Here is a 16,973-nt window from a genome sequence, read left to right as displayed (position 1 = left end):
TCAGCTTTCCTCCCCTCTGCCGTCTGCTCCCAAAGCACACACCTTCTCAAATTTCAGGTCATAAAAATAAGCGGCCTCCGGGAACCGCCGCTCAAACTCCTCCAGATATTTAAAACAGGCGCTCTGCCTGCCGTTCATCTCCCCAAACTCCCTCAGGCTCTTTTTACAAAAAAGCCCCGGCTGGTTCGCCCATCTCGCAATGGTGACATACATCCCCCAGAACGGGCTCTCCCTGTACCGCCCAAACCGCATCACATAAGGCAGGCACCCATACTTCATCAGGAGCTCCACCCGTTCCAGCAGCCCGAAAACATCATCCCTCCAGAAAGCCCCGTCCCACACGCCCTCCCGGTCAAACCCGCAGAAACAGTAAAACCGCAGACGCACATCCGTATACTTCCTGACAAGAATGAGCTTCTTTTCAATCAGCCCTGCGTCCCTCACGTCATCAAATGCAAATGTATATGTCCCGTCATACCTGGCGGAAAACAGCTCCCGGCACTTCCCGTCATCCAGGAGCCGCTCGTCCAGCCCCTGCCGGAACTGAAAAGGCTTCCCCGCCCGCTTTAATGCGTCCAGCATCTCCTTCCAGCGGGGATGCCCCAGGAAATTGTCATCCAGAAGGCATATCTTCTTCCGCTCCGGATCCAGGAACTCCTCCAGGGGGCTGTGCATACATACCCGGTCATAATTCCTGTTCACGCAGAACTCGCATTTCCGGAAACACCCCCTTGTGAGGAAACCGATGGAATAATCCAGGTAAAACTGAAAATCACTTCTCCTTGCCCCGGCATCCAGCTTCTCCTGCACCCACCCGTCATACAGATGGTAGTCCGGCATACAGTGTTCCGCTTCCTCCGGCAGAGACGGCGCCCTGTCGTAAAAGAAACCCGTCCCTCCGTAAGAGACGTTCCCCATCCCAAGGACACCCTCCGGCACTTCCGTATCCGTGAACACCTTCGACAGATACACCCTGTCAAACTTATCCAGCCCCTCATAGTCCGTTTTCAGCGCCACGTCATCCCCGCGCCCCTTGTGGTATCCCGACAGCTTCATGCAGGCAAGGTTCGGGAACCTGTGCTTCTTCCTGCCAATCAGATCCGCATCAACCACCGCAATCCGTTCCATCCTGCACCTCCCCTTCCGACTCTTCCCGGATCTTTTCTCCGACCGGAAAACACAGACCGTCCATGCTCCCCAGTCTCTCCCTCAATTCCCGGAAGAACTCCTTCCCCCGGATACGCTTTCCCTCCCGTATCCGCTCTTCCTCAAACCGGAACCGAACCTCCAGCTCATGCACGGAAAAATCCTTCCGGAAATCCCGCCATGTCTGCGCTTCCCATTCCAGAAGCCGGCTCCACAGCTCCGGAAACTCCCGGCGCAGCGTCCGCAGTTCCTCCAGCCCCTGCAGGGGGCAGCACCAGCAGGACACCCGGTCAAACAGCCTGTACAGCCCGCCCCAGTCATACCCCCGCTCATAGCAGTAATCCAGGCAGTCCTTCTCCGTCATCCCCCATTCCACCAGGGGATACCGGTACTCCCTCACCCTCTGGGGCTCATCCGCCGCTATGCCGATATACTGCACAATCTCATAATTCTTCCTAAGCCCAGACAGATACCTGTTGATCACCGCCGTCTTCAACACCGAAGTACACCAGCGGTTCTTAGGCCCCGCCCAGCTCATGCCCGGCTTATCCGCATAAGGGGAATCCAGGTCCTTCCGCTCCGGCGTATAATGTAGCAGGTAATACTCAAAGCCCTTTTCCTCTTTCAGACGCACCACCGGGACCGGCAGCGCCTTCTCCAGCTTCTCCACATGCTCATACATCCGGGGAAATTCCAGCCCCGTGTCACAGAACATCACAAAATCCAAAGGCCAGCCTTCCTCCACCAGCCGCAGGACCATGGCCGTGGAATCCTTCCCGCCGGACAGCGAAGCCGCATACAGCTTTTCCTTTCCGCCGTCCTCATGCACCCGGCATGGCGGCACCATTGTCCGCCATCTCTCTCTGCAGGTTCAGCTTCGCCGCTTCCCCATAGCCTTCCATCCCGTTCGCCCTGCAGTAATTCCGCACAACGTCACGGGACAGCCCCACGGCAGAGGCAGCAGCCTTATAGCCCTTCCCCTGCATCCGAAGCTCTTTAATCCGCTCCGCCTGTTCCTTCGTCATACCTTCACCCCCAAATAAAAAGAGCCGAAAACCACCTTTTTCCGATAGTTTTTCAGCCCCAAAATGCAGGATTTATAAAGGCTCCCGAAACCGCTTCCTCCCCGGAAATCCTTATAAATCCCGCATTTATGTATAACAGAACAACGCCCTGCCTATCCCCCCTGTCAATTTCTGCGAAAATTCACGTTTGAGGGGGCGGCGGTGTCCATGGGGAGAGCTTCCGGAGATTTCCACCGCCCCTCCCCTACGGCTATATACAGAACCCACAGCTCACATGAAAAATCTTTGTGGAGATCACCGGCCAAATTTCACTGGAGATCCGCACGGTTCCACAGTAAAATAATAGCCAGCACCACACCAAATCTAAAGGAGGCACACGTCTATGAAATCAAAGCTGATCAAAGTAATCACATCCTCACGCCTTACCTATCCCAAAAACCCTTTTGATGACACCAAATACATCCGGACGCCCAAAATCCAGATAGAGGGAAACTGGCTGGAATCCCTCGGCTTCCACATCGGGGACCGCCTGCAGGTGGACTATGAAGAAGGCTCCATACATATCCACCCCGCGCCGCCGGAATCAGAATGTCCCGCCGAACCTGCATGACAAAAAGCATATACCGCAAAAGCCCTGGAAGCTCCCAGGGCTTTTCTGCCGTCAGTACCTGTATTCCTGATACCTGTCCTCGGTCATGGTCTTGCTGTCATGGCAGCTCTTACAAAGCGCCTGCCAGTTCCCTTCATCCCAGAACAGCTTCCCATCCCCTCTGTGCGGCACGATATGGTCAACCACTTCCGCTTTCACGAACCGCCCCTGCTCCTTACACTTCTCACACAGCGGATGCCTTTTCAGAAAAAGTTTCCTCGCTTTCCGCCACCTGCTGCCATACCCGCGCCCGGATGCATCCACACGGTCCGCCCTGTGCAGTGCCGCATGTCCCTCACAGAAATCACCGTCCGTCAGCTCCGGACATCCTGGATGCCTGCACGGCTTCTTCGGCCTTCTCGGCATGGTCACCACCGCCTCACTCCGCCGTAATACTTATCCGCTATGGCATCCTGCTGATGCCCCGGCAGGCTCCTAAGCCTCTCCCTCGCTTTCTCCAATGAACGCTCCTGTTCCGCCTTCGTCTTATGGAACCCGCAGGACTTCCCCTGGCACATCCCGCTGCCTAAAATGCTGCACTTCCCTCTATCATTCACCGCAAAACAATCCATTACAATCCCCCTTCCATCCTCTCAATCCAAAAAAGGCAGCGGTGAAAGGATAAAGCCCGCTGCCCCGCAAAGACAAAAGAAAAAGCCCCATGGACATATCCACAGAGCTCCTTACAGTTCTTCGCATCCTAATCATAGCACAGATGCCAATAAACTTTCAATAAACCTTCCCTATACTCTTACTCAACCTTTACTCAACCATCACTCAACCGTATCACAGAATCAGTCCAGAAGATACTGCCCCGCCGTCCTCTCCCTCATCAGGTACAGCTCCCTCATCTCCGCCAGCGCCCTCTTCCGGTACTTCCCAATCATGGCCTCGCTCACGCTGTACTTCTCGGAAAGCGCCCTCCACGTCATATCCTCCATCACCATATCCCGCACCACCTCCGGCAGCCTCCCGCTCAACTGCCCCACGGCATACTCAAAAAACTCCAGTTCTTCCTTCACTGCCTGATACCTCCCAAGCAGGTAATCAAACCAGTCGTCGTCCAGGTGCTCCTTCACCTGCCGGTACTTCACCGCCGCATTCCCGGTCTTATCGGAAATCCCGCCGCCCTGCACCCGCTCCCCCTGGGGCTGCCCCAGGCACATGCTCTCTATCACATCTTCATACGGAACACCCTCAAACCGGGACAGCTCAAACTCCAAAAGCCCCATATCCTTCTTCCAGTTCTGGTATTCCTTAAACAGCTTCTCTGTCTCCATCCTTTCCGCCTCCAATCCTCGCCCTCACCGCATCCACAAGCGCCGCCTGCCCGCAGTCCTTCCTCTCCAGGGCCGCCATCACCCGTTCGTCCAGCGTCCCCTTCGCAATCAGATGGTGGACCACCACCGTATCCTCCTGCCCCTGCCGCCACAGCCTCGCGTTCATCTGCTGGTACAGTTCCAAGGACCAGGTAAGCCCGAACCATACCAGCGTGGAGCCTCCCGCCTGCAGGTTCAGCCCGTGCCCTGCGGACGCCGGGTGGATTACCGCCACCGGAACCTCCCCGGCATTCCACTTCCGCATATCCTCCGCCGTATCCAGCTCCACGGCCCCCACCTTCTCCCGTATCCGCTCCAGGTCATGCTTATACCAGTAAGCCACCAGCACCGGCTTCCCGTTCGCCGCCTCTATCAAATCCTCCAGGGCTTCCAGCTTCCGGTCATGGATGCGCCTCACCCTGCCGTTCTCGTCATAGACCGCCCCGTTCGCCATCTGTAACAGCTTATTGGAGAGTCCGGCGGCATTCACCGCGTCAATATCCCCCTCCGCAAAAGGCAGCAGCATATCTTTCTCCAGCTTCCCATACAGTTCCATCTCCCTCCCGCTCATGGCAACCTCCACCCGGTTATACACACACTCCGGCATATCCAGATAGTCACACGCCCTCATGCTGATACAGATATCAGAGATCAATCCATAGACTGCTTCCTCCGCCCCGTCCCTGGGCTTGTAGGAGAACACCATCTGCCTGCTCCGCTTATCCGGCAGGAAGAACCGCTCCCGGTATCCGCCAATGAACCGCCCAAGCCTCTGCCCCATGTCCAGTAGCCCGATCTCCGCCCATAAATCGATCAGCCCGTTCGGCGCCGGCGTCCCGGTCAGCCCCACTATCCGCCGCACCTTCGGCCGCACCCTCTTTAGCGCCTTAAACCGCTTCGCCCTATGGGACTTGAAAGAAGACAGTTCATCAATCACCACCATATCAAAATCCCACCTGCAGGAATCCACCAGCCACTCCACATTTTCCCGGTTGATGACATACACCTGCGCCTCCCGCTCCAGTGCCGCCAGCCGCTGCTTCTCCGGCCCCAGCACCTTTGACAGCCCGATCCCGGACAGATGCTCCCACTTCTCCAGTTCACCGCCCCAGGTGTCCCTCGCCACCCGCAGAGGCGCGATCACAAGCACCTTTCGGATATCAAAATAGTCAAACAGAAGCTCCCACACCGCCGTCAGCGCGATCACCGTCTTCCCAAGCCCGCAGTCCAAAAACAGCGCGCTCACTTTCTCCCTGATGATAAATTCCTTCGCATACTCCTGATACTCATGCGGAACATATCTCATCCAGCACACCTCCGATCTGCCTCAGACTGTCTATCACATAAACCGGAAAGCCCAGGCCTTCCAGCTGCCGCTTCCTCTTCTCCTGCAGCGGCCTTGTCTTCTTCCCAGGAGCCTTCAACTCCACAAAAGCAATCTTCCTCCCCGGCAGTAAAATAATCCGGTCCGGCACCCCATCCAAGCCGGGAGAAACGAACTTCACCGCCATCCCTCCCAGCTTTTTCACCGATACAGCCAGATGCCGTTCAATCTCACTCTCCCTCATCCAGACACCTCCGTCCTGTCCTTAATCCGACCCGGAACATGGATACAAAAAATCCCTTATACCTTATACGTGTTATAACACGTACCTATATGCTTCTTTTTCTTATTACCCATACCCCACTAAGAGATTCTTGTTCCCTTGTTCCAGACCGCCCCGCAACCCTTGATTTTACGGAATCCCTTGTACGGGAACTACCGTCAGAACAAACTCCCTCTTGTTCCGCTCGTTCCGTTCCGGCTTGTTCCCATACAGGCAGACTTGTTCCGTCTATTTCCCGTCTTGTTCCCGCACATATGCCCGTTGTTTCCCATAAATCGGGAACCCGGACATCCCGTTCTTCGTCTCCGTATATTTTCCCCATCCCTCAATCTTCCGCATGATGCCGCTGATCTCATAGGAATCTATCTTTTTCAGCGCAGAGGACTCCCTCCCGAAGCACTCACACCAGATCTCCATGTTGCACACCATCGTCCGGCGCACCGTACCCGTCTGCCGTTCCTCCCCAAACTCGCTGCCGTTCAAAAAATTCCTCCGGTCATATAAACTCATAGAGCCCCAGTTCTCCGGCAGGAGCGTGTCAAGGTACGTCCGCACCAGCCCTTCCCGGTCATCCGTCTCCATAGCCTCCGCCTGCTCGGATACAGCCATGGCCGCAACGTCCCCTTCCAGGTACAGCCGCTCCCCGCTCTCATAGACGGCCTTCGCCTCCGCCCATACCTGCAGCACGTCCTCCCCGGAAATCTGCCACGGCTTCCTCACGCTCTCCCCGTTCACCCTCACCGGCCAGAAACGCCGGTTCCCGGTAATGTCACGCAGGAAACCGCTCTCCGTATTCGTGCTCCCCACAATCACGCACTGCCTTGGGTGGCTCTCCACGTTCAGCCCATAGCTGGCGCGGTACTTGTCATCCACCCTGGACAAAAAAGATTTCACCGTCTCCACATCCGTCTTCTTCATTCCGGCAAGCTCCCCTAATTCCAGAATCCAATACCCTTGCAGCTTCTCCGGCCCGGACTTATCCCGCATGTCCGTAAGCGTCAGGCTGTCCGAAAACCACGCCCCTGCCAGTTTTGCAAAAAGTGTGGACTTCCCAATCCCCTGCGGGCCGTTCAGGATAAGCACACTGTCAAACTTCGTCCCCGGCTGGTAAATCCTAGCCACGGCCGCTGCCAGCGTCTTCCGGATGACCGCCCTTGTATATGCGGAATCCTCCGCCCCCAGATAGTCCGTCAACAGCGTGTCGATCCGCTTCACCCCGTCCCATACCGGCAAAGCATCCAGATACTCCTTCACCGGATGGTATGCCCGCTCCGATGCCACAGCCAGCAAGGCATCCTTCGTCTTTGTGGGCGCATACACCCCGTAACCCTTATTCAGATAAACTTTCAAAGACGCAAAATCCGAATCATTCCACCCCGGCTTGATCTGCTTCCAGGGCAGGCTCTCCCCGGCATCAATCCCGTCCCGGTGCAGATTAAAAGCGATGGACTGCAGACCCTCATCATGCCGGATCGCCAGCACCAGATTGTCCAGCGTGTCCTTCACCTTCCCCTGCCGGTCCAGTTCCAGCCCCTTGCGCCAGTCATCTTCCGAAGAAAACTCCTTCCGGGCAGACTGCGCCCTGTCCTCTGCCAGTGTCAGCTTCACCTTTTCGTCACTGACCGCAAACTCGCTCATAGCCTTAAAGGACAGCAACTTAGAAGCCTCCGTATCCTCCGAAGCCCTCACGTCCAGCTCCCCGAATTTATGAATCCGCACCATGTCAAAAGCGTTCATCAGCTTCCCGCAGGCCGGGTCCGTGGCATGGTGGGAATAGGCAAACTTCCCCTCATAAACCACCACCCCCGCCTGAGAATCTGCCGGTACATAATCATACCGCCCCTGCATGGCGCTCGGCTTATACACGTCCGCCAGGAACACCTCCGCCGCTTCCTCTATGCTGTACGTCCGGCAGAACGCCCCCACCACGCCCTCCTTCCCAAGCGGGTCCGCCTGCTTCTTCATCTCCCTCAAAACCACCGCCTGCTGCCGCCCGCTCACCGGCCACTCCGAAGAATCCCGCCAGTCCCTATACCTGGAGAGCACCGTGTCCGGGTCCAGGACCTCCCCTTCGATATCCCGGAACACAAACTCCCCGTCCGCAGACGTGGACGGCCAGTACATCAGGCGGGACGGCTCATAGGTGGTATCGTCAAACAGCTCCATGCCGATGTCCTCCGCCACCTTCCGCGCCACCGCCGCGTACTCGTCCGGCGACACATTCCTGGACAGCGGGACCACCAGCCGGAACCTGGGGCTCTCCGGCGTATGCTTATGCGTGGAATAGATCAGGCACCGGAAATCAAAGAACATCTCCATCCGCTCCGGGATATCCGCCTCGGCATGGTCCATATCCAGCGTCAGGGCAGACCGGAACACCACACAGTCCTTCTTCCGCCTGCCGCCCTTCAACTTCCCCATCACAAAGCCGCCCACGTCCTTGATGGAATCCTGCCTCGCCTTGGACAGCTTCCGGTACTGCTCCACCGTCTCCGCCGTCCGTATCGTCCGAGAAATACGCCGGACAAAATCCTCCAGCTCCATCTCCCCGCCGTTCCACCGCTTCTCCATCCTCGAATTGCCCGTTGAAATATATAATTTCATACACTCATACCCCCTGTTCCGCTTCCCGCACCATTCCCGTACCCCATGAAAACGTCCTCCTACTGTTTCTGATAAAACGGGCACTCATACCCGTCCGCCCGCAGCGGCAGCCCCTCCGCCCAGGAAGGCCGCACCGCCATCACCTCGCACATCTCTTCTACAGAACCGCTGCCCTCCGGCACCTCCGCTATGATCTCATCATGGCAGTGCATCACAATGGGATAGCCCCTCTTCTCCACCCGGAGCATGGCTTCCGCCAGCAGGTCCCTGGCCGTCCCCTGCACGATATTCTCCACCAGCTTCGGCCCGTAGGTCTCAATCCGGCCCCACTTCTTATTTTCCAGAATCCCCTCATAAGTCAGGCCCTCCCGCCCGAACTTATTCACCGCCATCCTGGGCTTCACATACGCCAGCTTCCTGCCGGACGGCAGCATGACAAACAGAATCCCGCTCCGATACTCAAACCCAATCCTGCCTGCCCGTGTCTTCGCCCTCTTCGTCACAGCCTCCACAGCCGCCTTATCCACGTCCCACCAGAACTGCGTGATATGCGGGTTCGCCCTGCGCCATGCAGCCACCAGGGACGGCAGATCATCCTCGGACAGCCCCATATCCAGCGCACCCATGGAAACCAACGCACCTGCCGCCCCGCCGTATCCCAAGCCAAGCTCCGCAATCTTCCCCTTCTGCCGAAGAGTGGAACCCTTTGTCACTTCCTCAATCGGGACATGGAACATAGCAGACGCAGAAGCCTCATAAATCTTCCCATGGGAAGAAAACACCTCCAGCCTCCACCGCTCCCCGGCAAGCCACGCCAGCACCCTTGCTTCAATGGCTGAAAAATCCGCCACCACAAACCTGCACCCCGGCACCGGCACAAACGCCGTCCGTATCAGTTCGGAAAGCACTTTCGGCGTGGAATCATAAAGCATTTCCACATCCTCAAACCTGCCCTCCCTCACAAGCCTTCTCGCCAGCTCCAGGTCCTCAATATGGTTCTGGGGCAGATTCTGGACCTGCACCAGCCTCCCCGCCCATCTCCCGGTCCGGTTCGCCCCATAAAACTGCAACAAACCATGCACCCGCCCGTCCGAACAGACAGACCGCTCCATGGCCTCATATTTCTTCACGGAAGTCTTCGCCATCAAAAGCCGCAGCCGCAGAAGTTCCTCCACTTCCCCGTCCGATTCCCTGATCATCTCCGACACCGCTTTCTTGGACAGGCTCTCCGCCTCCACCCCGTTCTCCCCCAGCCAGCCCTTCAACTGCGCCACGGAATTGGGATTCTCCAAGCCGGTAAGCTCATACGCCCGCCTCGTCACAACCTCCTTATGCAGACGCTCACAGACAACCGCCTGCCGCACCAGCCCCATATCCACCAGCACGCCCCGGTCATTGATCCTCTGGTCCAGCCGGTACAGCTCCATCTCACCCTCCGGAATCGGGAACTTATACAGCTTCCTCCGTATGGCTTTCTCCACATCCACGTCCCTCATGCAGTAAGTCTTGAACAGCTCCCACTTCTCCGGCGCATGGCATGGCAGGTTCCGCCTCCTGCCGCCGTTGGCCTTCGTCGGCTTACACGGCACACAGAAATACCGGATCAGCTCCCTCCCCTCCTTCATCTTCTGCTCGTCCAGTCCCAGCACCGCGCCCACGTCCTCCAGGGACCGGGGCAGCGCCAGCACCGCCGCCTGGACTGCGCTGCAGTGCCAGGAATCCGGCGGAAGATACCTCCCGAAATGCTTAGAAAGGCACGTCCGCTCAAAATTCGCATTGAACGCCGTCTTCACCACAGAACCGTCAAAAACCGCCTCCGCAACTTCCCCCGGCAGTTCCTCCCCCTGTGCTAGATCTATCACCCTGGTTTCCCCTCCGTCAAAGGAATAGGCAAACAGCAGGACTTCAAAAGCAGGGCTGTCCGCATAAGCGTAAACCCCGCACTTAATCAAATCCACATCCGAAAACGTCTCAATATCCATCTCTAAAATCCGTCCCATAACGCCACGGCTCCCTTCCTCCTGTATTTCTCCCCATTGGGAAACGGGCGGCAGTCCCCCGCCGCCCTGATACATCTACCCAAGGAAATCTTCCTCTTCGTCCACTTCCACCGCGTCAAAATCATCCTCCGCGCTCGTCCTCCCGCCCAGGGATTCCCCGTCACGCAGCTTCTGGATATTCCCCAGCCCGGCCGCAATCCCACGGTTCCCATTGCTGTTGAACCCGTAAAAATTCACGCTGATCCGCCCATAGCACCCGGAATACACCTCCGACTGGTCCAGGATCGGCTGCACGTTCTTATCCACCACCTGCGGCGCCTGCTTGCTGTTAGCATTAAAAAAATAACTGTCCGCATAAGCCTCATCCTCCGGGCGGTCAATATCCCCGTCCCGGAGCGGCAGCTTCAAATTCGCCGGGACCTTCCCGCCCCACTTGGAAACCGAATCCTTCTTCGCCTGCTCAATCGCCCTCTTAATCTTCCCAATGGTCTCCGTGTCCGACTTCGGGATGATAGCCGACACCGAATACTTCGGGTCCCCGTCGTTCACTGCATTAGGCTCCCAGCAGTGCAGATAAGAAAACCTGCAAGGTACGATCACTTTTGTCAAACTTACATTTTCGTTACTCATAAATTCATTCCTCCTTAAAATCCGCCTCCGCCGTCGCCGCCAACACTTCCTGCCTCTTATCCGACTCTGGCACCAGCGTAATCTTCCCCTGGGGCTTATACACCAGCTTCCCCAGGACCTCCGCAAACTTCCTCTTACCCATCAGCTTCTCCATCTCCGTAATCCCGATTAGCGACCTCTTATAAATATCCGTATACCCGGCAGCCACAGCCGCCTCCGCCGCCTCTTCCTCGTCCGTATACTTCCGGTAGCTCCGGCCCTCCACCAGCTTGAACCCGGCCCACTTCTTCCCCTTGGACACAGCCTCGTCCTGGGCATAGGCATACACATCCGCAGACCACCTGGCCAGCTCGTCCGCCACCTTCAAGACCTCCGCCACCTCATCATCCGTCAAAAGCGCCGGAGCCTTAAACTCCATCTGCGCCAGCCTCAAAAATTCCTCCGCCCTGGCCCTGCAGGTATCCTTCGCCTTGCAGAACCGGCACCAGGAACCGCTCTTAAACTCTCCTTCCCCATTGATGGCAAGCTGGGCTTTCGGCTTCAGCTCCGTCTCCACCCACTCCATCAATTCCGGTACGGAAATCTCCCAGGTACTCACCGATTCCAGACGCGGCTGATAAATCGTCATACGCACCGTATCAATATCATAGATAGCCCCGAACAGCTCCAGCGCCCCCAGGCCATACAGCATCATCTGCGGGTTCCATTCCGCGTCCACTGCAACGCCCTTCCCATACTTCAAGTCCACCACCGTCAGCACCCGGTCCGCCACGATCAGCAGGTCCCCCGTGCCGAACCCCTCCGGCACATAGGCCGAATAGTCCAGCCTCTGCTCAATCAGCACCACCGGGTCCTTACACTCCTGCCTGGCAAGCTCCATCTGCTCCATGGCATAGGACACATACCCGTCCGTGCATTCCTCCATCTCGTCACACTGGTAATCCGACACCGGACGCTTGGAACGCCTTTTCAGGCTCCGTTTCAGCTTATGCTCCGCAAGGGCATGGGCAGCAGTCCCTTCCTCCGCATACACGCTGTTCCCCGTCTCTTCCGCAAACTGTTCTTCCAGCCGTGCGGACGGCGTACAGTTCAGCCACCTCTTAGAAGAAGACGCCGACAATAACGCATGTCTCCCCATATCAAAGCACCCTCGCTTCCTTCAAAAGCGCCGGGTAATGCTCCGGATTCACCGCAGACAGCTTCACCGCACCGTACCTCTGCAGCAGGTCCTTGATCTCCTGTGATTTCCCCTCCTGGGTCTTCTGCGCCATCACCGCCCGCACGTCCTCAATGGCAACAGCCTTCTCCTTCTTAACATCCGCCGCCTTCTTATCCTCTTTCCCGGCCTTCTGCCCCTTCCCGGAATCCGAAGCGCCGGCCGCCCCGAAATCCGCTTCCGCATTCCCGTCCGTATCCACGGCTTCTGCGCTTCCCGGCACGCCCGCATCCTTCTCCGCCATATCAACAGCACCATTCCGCTCCATACCGGCAAGCCCTCTAATCCCGTCCACCACCATGGAAAACCCGTCCGCGATCTTCAACAATTCATTTCCCATCATCACAATCCCTCCATATCTTCCAAACGCTCGATCAGTTCCTCGGAATACATAGCGCACACCAGCAGCTCCTTCCCAATCTCCGGATGGCTGAAATACTGCGCCTTCTCCCCGTACATCTTCCGTACCTCTGCCTCCATCAGCCTGCGCCGCTCGCCCCTCTCAAAGCCGAACACCCAGATCCCGTCCGCCTTCTCCATCAGCCGGGAGACCAGGATGCCCTCCACCGCGCTCCCAAGCTCATCCTTGAAAATGCCATGGAAACACAGAAACGGGCTCACCGGTATCTTCCCCTTATGGGCCGCATACCGGCAGTATTCCTCCGCCCTCTGCCGGTCCAGTTCCTCACTCCCCGTCAGATGCGTCAGCACAAGCACCATCTCCATACGCGCCGCCTCCTTCCAGTTCCTCCGGCTCCATGAACCGCACCCCGATCCCCTGCTCCACGGCAAAGGCGATCTCCGAAGCCATCCCTTCCGTGGCCTCCCCGAACACCCACACCTCGTCACAGCAAAGGAGCAGTTCCAGCCCCATGGCAAGCCCCGCCTGCCGCTCCGCCTCAATCCCCTCATTCAGAAACTGCGGGAACAGCAGATGCGGTGCAACAGGCAGAACCCCTTCTTCCCAGGCCGTCCGGCAGTACCCGGCCGCCTTCCTCGCATTCCCCTCCATGTCCCCACGGAAAGGGCTGCAGATAAACACCTTTTTCCTTTCAGACATACCGTCACTTTCCTTTCTTCATTTTCCTTCTGCCCCGGGTCCCTTCCCCGGCGGACTCATACGCCCTAATCTCCCGATCAATCTTCATCAGCTTCACCGCAAGGCTCTTCGCCACAATGCTGATCGCCTGCAGAATCCCGATCAGTTCCTGCGAATTTTCCATAAATCCCGGCCTCCTTCCTTCCCGTTTTGAAAGGCAGCAAAACTTACCCCTCTACTTCCCGTAATGACACTTTTTTCAAATGTGACGAACAATTTTCAAAACTTTTTCAAAAAACATTCGACATGCCTGTCCCTTATTGTCGAACCGCCGGCCGGCTCACACATCCAGCCCCTTCCCCCGGAAATACGCCCGCAGCTTCCCCAGCACCGAAACCTTCCGGGAAGACACCGTTGTCCTGGGCTCTCCACGCTCCTTCGCAAACTCGCTCACCGGCACCTGCTCCCCGAACACTTTCAGGGCCAGCTCCCTTTCTTCCGGCATCAGGGAATCCAGCGCTTCCTCCAGCACTCCAAGCAGCATCTCCTTCTCCAGCAGATCATCCATATCCGGCTGCCCCGTATCCGCAACCCCCATATCCTCCGCCGCATCGTCCCTCCACGCCTCATAAGACTCTTCCGTATACCCACGTTCCTCCATCGCCTCCCGGTTCCTCTGCTCCCTCTTCTTCTGCCGCCACCATGGGCGGAAATACCGCTGATACTCTTCCTCCGTAACCTCCATCCATACCTCTTCCCTTCCTGACTGAATCCTGATTCTCCGTTTTGACATACGGCTTTCCTTCCTTTACCCTGCGGTAAAGCCAGGAAAAACCGGCTGCCACTCCTTCAAACACAAAAAAAGACCGCAAAAAGCCGGAATCCAGCCTCTTACGGTCTTCATAACGCATCTCTCCGCACGGGTGACGCCCCGGCGGAAACATGATCCGATTCTTAACTATACTGTGACATTCAAGACAAAACTTCAAAAACACAACACTGCTTTTTTCATTGGCGATTATTCGTATGCTCACCAGCCCTTTTCCGGATGATGAAAGCAAAGGGTCAGGCATCGTCTCTCCTTCCTGGCAGCACCGCTCGTATTCATGACTTTTCATGTACTAATGCAATCTGCCCTGGGCCTGTCTTCTACGACGCAATCCCACTTTCCATAATCTACCATGTATAATAAGTATTCCCGTAAAACAGAATTTTATTTCAATTTATGCCGCTGCTATATCGCAGCGAATTTCATATTTTTGTTGCATTTACGCAGCAGATGTGCTATACTATCTAAAATTGAGGTGATGATATGGCAGAAACACTTGGACAATATCTAAGGACAATAAGAGAGCAAAATAAATTAAGCACAAGAGACGTGGAAAAAGAGACCGGCATAACAACTTCACAATTAAGCCGCTTAGAATGCAGCCACACACGCAATCCGTCTCCCGTTGCTTTAAAAAAACTGGCTCTATTATATAACATAAAACTAATAGACTTGTTCCAAAAAGCAGGATATCTGGACTCCCAAGACGTAGATTCTTACATGGATTCCTGTTTCAAAGGCATTGAAAAATTAGACCAGGAAGACAAAAAACAGATACAGAATCAAATTGACTATTTGATTTTTCAGCATGAAAAAGAAAGAGAGGACAGAAATGATTTATAGATTAGGAGAACTGTTCTGCGGCCCCGGCGGAATTGCATGGGGAGCCCTTAATGCCGATATCGGGGATGACAACTATAAAATTGTTCACCAATGGGCAAATGATTATGACAAAGACACCTGTGAAACATACCGGTATAACATCTGCAGTGACAATCCAAAGAGCGTTTACCACAAAGACATCCGTGAATTTAACCTGGAAAACCTGCCGGAAATTGACGCCCTGGCTTTTGGATTCCCGTGCAATGATTACAGCGTAGTAGGAGAGCAGAAAGGCATGGACGGCGTTTTCGGCCCCCTCTATTCCTACGGAGTAAAAGTATTAAATATATACAACCCTATATGGTTCGTTGCAGAAAATGTAGGCGGACTCCGAAATGCCAATGACGGAAAAGCCTTTACCAAAATCATTGACGAACTGAAAAAAGCAGGAACCCACGGCGGATATACTGTCGTCCCGCATTTATATAAATTTGAGGAATACGGAATCCCCCAGGCCCGCCACCGGATTATCATAGTAGGCATCCGGAAAGATATTGACGTTGCATACCATGTTCCTTCTCCGGAACCATATGCGGACATTGACAATACCTGCCGGAAAGCAATAGAAGACCCGCCCATCCCGACAGACGCCTTTAATAACGAACTGACAAAACAGTCTAAAACCGTCATTGAAAGGCTGGACCATATCCTTCCCGGACAGAATGCATTTACTGCCGACCTGCCGGACGAACTGAAACTGAATGTCCACGGCGCCAAAATCAGCCAGATATACAAACGGCTGGACCCTGATAAACCTGCATACACCGTCACCGGAAGCGGCGGCGGCGGAACCCATATTTACCACTGGAAAGAATCCAGGGCCCTGACAAACCGGGAACGCGCCCGCCTGCAGACCTTCCCCGATACCTATAAATTTATCGGGAGCAAAGAAAGCGTCAGAAAACAGATCGGCATGGCCGTTCCATGCAAAGGGGCGAAAATCATATTTGAAGCCATCCTGAAAAGTTTCGCCGGCATCGAATACCCCAGCATTGAACCAAACATCAATGAATGACCTTATAGTAAAACCGGAGCTTTAGCCCCGGTTTTACTACACAGAAAAATCCATATAATACTGCTCATCATCCAACTTATAAAACGTAACATCTGTACGTCCATATTCCTCCAGATCACTTCTCCAAATATAAGCGCCATTCGCCAGCCCCAGCCGGTTCCTGAAATACTCCCCAAGCTGTGCATTACTAAGCGGTGTAGTAATCGCCTTATTCCCCTGCTGTTCCACCCTCAATATCAGCTGATGGCCGTCATCCGTAACAACCGTAAAATGCTGTTTATTCAACGGAAAAAAGCCCGTCCGGACCATCGGCGCAGGAAGCGGTATGTACGCCTCATTCTTATTCCGCCTGCTTCTCTGTCCCCAGTTCAGCCCCGATTTCGTCCCCACTTCCCCGTTTTCCGAAAGCAGGGAAAGCGTTATCGTTTCTATATTTTCACCCGACAGGCTGCCGACCGGCTTATTTTCCATATCCAAAACGCTGTGCGTGGGATACAGTACCACATATTCCTCAACTTCGGCATGATTGCAGAATATCGTATCATTTTCTACACTGCAGTAATACCGGTACGCTTCCAGCGCATCACATTCCACCATATATTCCCTGCGCTTTTCCCCAAATGCACTCTGCGTAAAATTCGCCGAACCCGCAAACGCCGCAACCGGCTCATCCCCTTTAAGCCAGACATACACTTTCGCATGTACCGGCGCAGAATCATACACATAACTGCACTGATAATGCGCCACCTCCTGGGGCATCTTCTCCTTCTGCAGCTCCTTAAATCCCTCATGAACAGCAATGCTGAGACCGTCAAAAGGAACCATTCCCACAATCAAAGATATATCTATAGGCCCGGATTTAAACTCCTTCAAATTCTTTATCAGCCACGAAGCCATGTTCGGCGTTGCGTACCCTGACAAAATACACAGCCTGTCCGCCCCCGTGCGGAGCGGTTCAAACAATACCCTTCTCGCCAGCTCTGAATACTTCATGACACCTTCCTTTCAAACA

The 16,973-nt window shown here is 55.3% G+C and carries 21 protein-coding genes; 3 read left to right on the top strand and 18 right to left on the bottom strand.

Annotation, left to right across the window (positions count from 1 at the left end; genetic code table 11):
• Genes VV089_RS15730 through VV089_RS15720 form a run of 3 tightly spaced genes read right to left on the bottom strand, consistent with a single transcriptional unit; the run spans position 1 to position 2,171 of the window.
• Positions 1-1,128: a hypothetical protein gene (locus VV089_RS15730; RefSeq protein WP_334336546.1), complete on the bottom strand. Its 1,128-nt coding sequence runs from the start codon at positions 1,126-1,128 to the stop codon at positions 1-3.
• Entirely contained in the window at positions 1,106-1,993 is an 888-nt protein-coding gene (locus VV089_RS15725) for a phosphoadenosine phosphosulfate reductase domain-containing protein (protein WP_334336545.1), read from the bottom strand. Before VV089_RS15725 ends, VV089_RS15730 begins: the two co-directional genes overlap by 23 nt.
• Entirely contained in the window at positions 1,968-2,171 is a 204-nt protein-coding gene (locus VV089_RS15720; protein WP_334336544.1) for a hypothetical protein, read from the bottom strand. Before VV089_RS15720 ends, VV089_RS15725 begins: the two co-directional genes overlap by 26 nt.
• 382 nt (positions 2,172-2,553) lie before the next feature.
• Here VV089_RS15720 and VV089_RS15715 point away from each other — a divergent pair, with 382 nt between their 5' ends.
• On the top strand, positions 2,554-2,781 hold the full coding sequence (locus VV089_RS15715) for a SymE family type I addiction module toxin (RefSeq protein WP_004070873.1): 228 nt from the start codon (positions 2,554-2,556) through the stop codon (positions 2,779-2,781).
• Between the two features lie 51 nt (positions 2,782-2,832).
• Here the strand turns inward: VV089_RS15715 and VV089_RS15710 are convergent, their stop codons facing one another.
• The 14 genes from VV089_RS15710 to VV089_RS15645 form a co-directional block, all read right to left on the bottom strand.
• Complete coding sequence (locus VV089_RS15710; protein ID WP_334336543.1) at positions 2,833-3,186, bottom strand: HNH endonuclease; 354 nt, start codon at positions 3,184-3,186, stop codon at positions 2,833-2,835.
• Positions 3,187-3,188: 2 nt separating this feature from the next.
• The gene (locus tag VV089_RS15705; RefSeq protein ID WP_334336542.1) at positions 3,189-3,392 is read right to left on the bottom strand and encodes a hypothetical protein; all 204 of its coding nucleotides are present in this window, start codon (positions 3,390-3,392) and stop codon (positions 3,189-3,191) included.
• Positions 3,393-3,614: 222 nt separating this feature from the next.
• Positions 3,615-4,100 (bottom strand): hypothetical protein, encoded by a 486-nt coding sequence (locus VV089_RS15700; RefSeq protein WP_334336541.1) that lies wholly within the window; start codon positions 4,098-4,100, stop codon positions 3,615-3,617.
• Entirely contained in the window at positions 4,078-5,445 is a 1,368-nt protein-coding gene (locus VV089_RS15695; protein WP_334336540.1) for a DEAD/DEAH box helicase, read from the bottom strand. The genes VV089_RS15700 and VV089_RS15695 overlap by 23 nt, the downstream gene beginning before the upstream one ends.
• Entirely contained in the window at positions 5,426-5,707 is a 282-nt protein-coding gene (locus VV089_RS15690) for a VRR-NUC domain-containing protein (protein ID WP_334336539.1), read from the bottom strand. The genes VV089_RS15695 and VV089_RS15690 overlap by 20 nt, the downstream gene beginning before the upstream one ends.
• 267 nt (positions 5,708-5,974) lie before the next feature.
• Complete coding sequence (locus VV089_RS15685; RefSeq protein WP_334336538.1) at positions 5,975-8,350, bottom strand: virulence-associated E family protein; 2,376 nt, start codon at positions 8,348-8,350, stop codon at positions 5,975-5,977.
• Between the two features lie 59 nt (positions 8,351-8,409).
• Positions 8,410-10,350, bottom strand: coding sequence for a DNA polymerase (locus VV089_RS15680; protein WP_334336537.1), 1,941 nt, complete (start codon positions 10,348-10,350; stop codon positions 8,410-8,412).
• 75 nt (positions 10,351-10,425) lie between these two features.
• Entirely contained in the window at positions 10,426-10,980 is a 555-nt protein-coding gene (locus tag VV089_RS15675) for a DUF2815 family protein (protein ID WP_334336536.1), read from the bottom strand.
• 4 nt (positions 10,981-10,984) lie between these two features.
• Complete coding sequence (locus VV089_RS15670; protein ID WP_334336535.1) at positions 10,985-12,118, bottom strand: DUF2800 domain-containing protein; 1,134 nt, start codon at positions 12,116-12,118, stop codon at positions 10,985-10,987.
• A 1-nt stretch (position 12,119) separates the two neighbouring features.
• Entirely contained in the window at positions 12,120-12,539 is a 420-nt protein-coding gene (locus VV089_RS15665; protein ID WP_334336534.1) for a hypothetical protein, read from the bottom strand.
• A complete protein-coding gene (locus tag VV089_RS15660) occupies positions 12,539-12,922 on the bottom strand; it encodes a DUF7768 domain-containing protein (RefSeq protein WP_004070900.1) in 384 nt (127 codons plus the stop codon). Before VV089_RS15660 ends, VV089_RS15665 begins: the two co-directional genes overlap by 1 nt.
• The gene (locus tag VV089_RS15655; RefSeq protein WP_004070903.1) at positions 12,882-13,256 is read right to left on the bottom strand and encodes a DUF7768 domain-containing protein; all 375 of its coding nucleotides are present in this window, start codon (positions 13,254-13,256) and stop codon (positions 12,882-12,884) included. Before VV089_RS15655 ends, VV089_RS15660 begins: the two co-directional genes overlap by 41 nt.
• Before the next feature lie 4 nt (positions 13,257-13,260).
• On the bottom strand, positions 13,261-13,419 hold the full coding sequence (locus VV089_RS15650) for a hypothetical protein (protein ID WP_004070906.1): 159 nt from the start codon (positions 13,417-13,419) through the stop codon (positions 13,261-13,263).
• Positions 13,420-13,575: 156 nt separating this feature from the next.
• Positions 13,576-14,028: a sigma-70 family RNA polymerase sigma factor gene (locus VV089_RS15645; protein ID WP_334336533.1), complete on the bottom strand. Its 453-nt coding sequence runs from the start codon at positions 14,026-14,028 to the stop codon at positions 13,576-13,578.
• A gap of 519 nt (positions 14,029-14,547) precedes the next feature.
• Here VV089_RS15645 and VV089_RS15640 point away from each other — a divergent pair.
• Complete coding sequence (locus VV089_RS15640; RefSeq protein ID WP_334336532.1) at positions 14,548-14,907, top strand: helix-turn-helix domain-containing protein; 360 nt, start codon at positions 14,548-14,550, stop codon at positions 14,905-14,907.
• Positions 14,897-15,961: a DNA cytosine methyltransferase gene (locus VV089_RS15635; RefSeq protein ID WP_334336531.1), complete on the top strand. Its 1,065-nt coding sequence runs from the start codon at positions 14,897-14,899 to the stop codon at positions 15,959-15,961. Before VV089_RS15640 ends, VV089_RS15635 begins: the two co-directional genes overlap by 11 nt.
• 36 nt (positions 15,962-15,997) lie before the next feature.
• On the opposite strand, the gene VV089_RS15630 is transcribed toward VV089_RS15635, so the two are convergent.
• Positions 15,998-16,954, bottom strand: a complete 957-nt coding sequence (locus VV089_RS15630) for a restriction endonuclease PLD domain-containing protein (RefSeq protein ID WP_334336530.1) — start codon at positions 16,952-16,954, stop codon at positions 15,998-16,000.
• Between the last annotated feature and the right edge of the window lie 19 nt (positions 16,955-16,973).

Source organism: Candidatus Merdisoma sp. JLR.KK011 (assembly GCF_036941125.1).
Lineage (GTDB): Bacteria > Bacillota > Clostridia > Lachnospirales > Lachnospiraceae > Laedolimicola.
The sequence above is the reverse complement of the archived record's forward strand: the minus strand, read 5'-3'. Positions and strand labels throughout refer to the sequence as shown.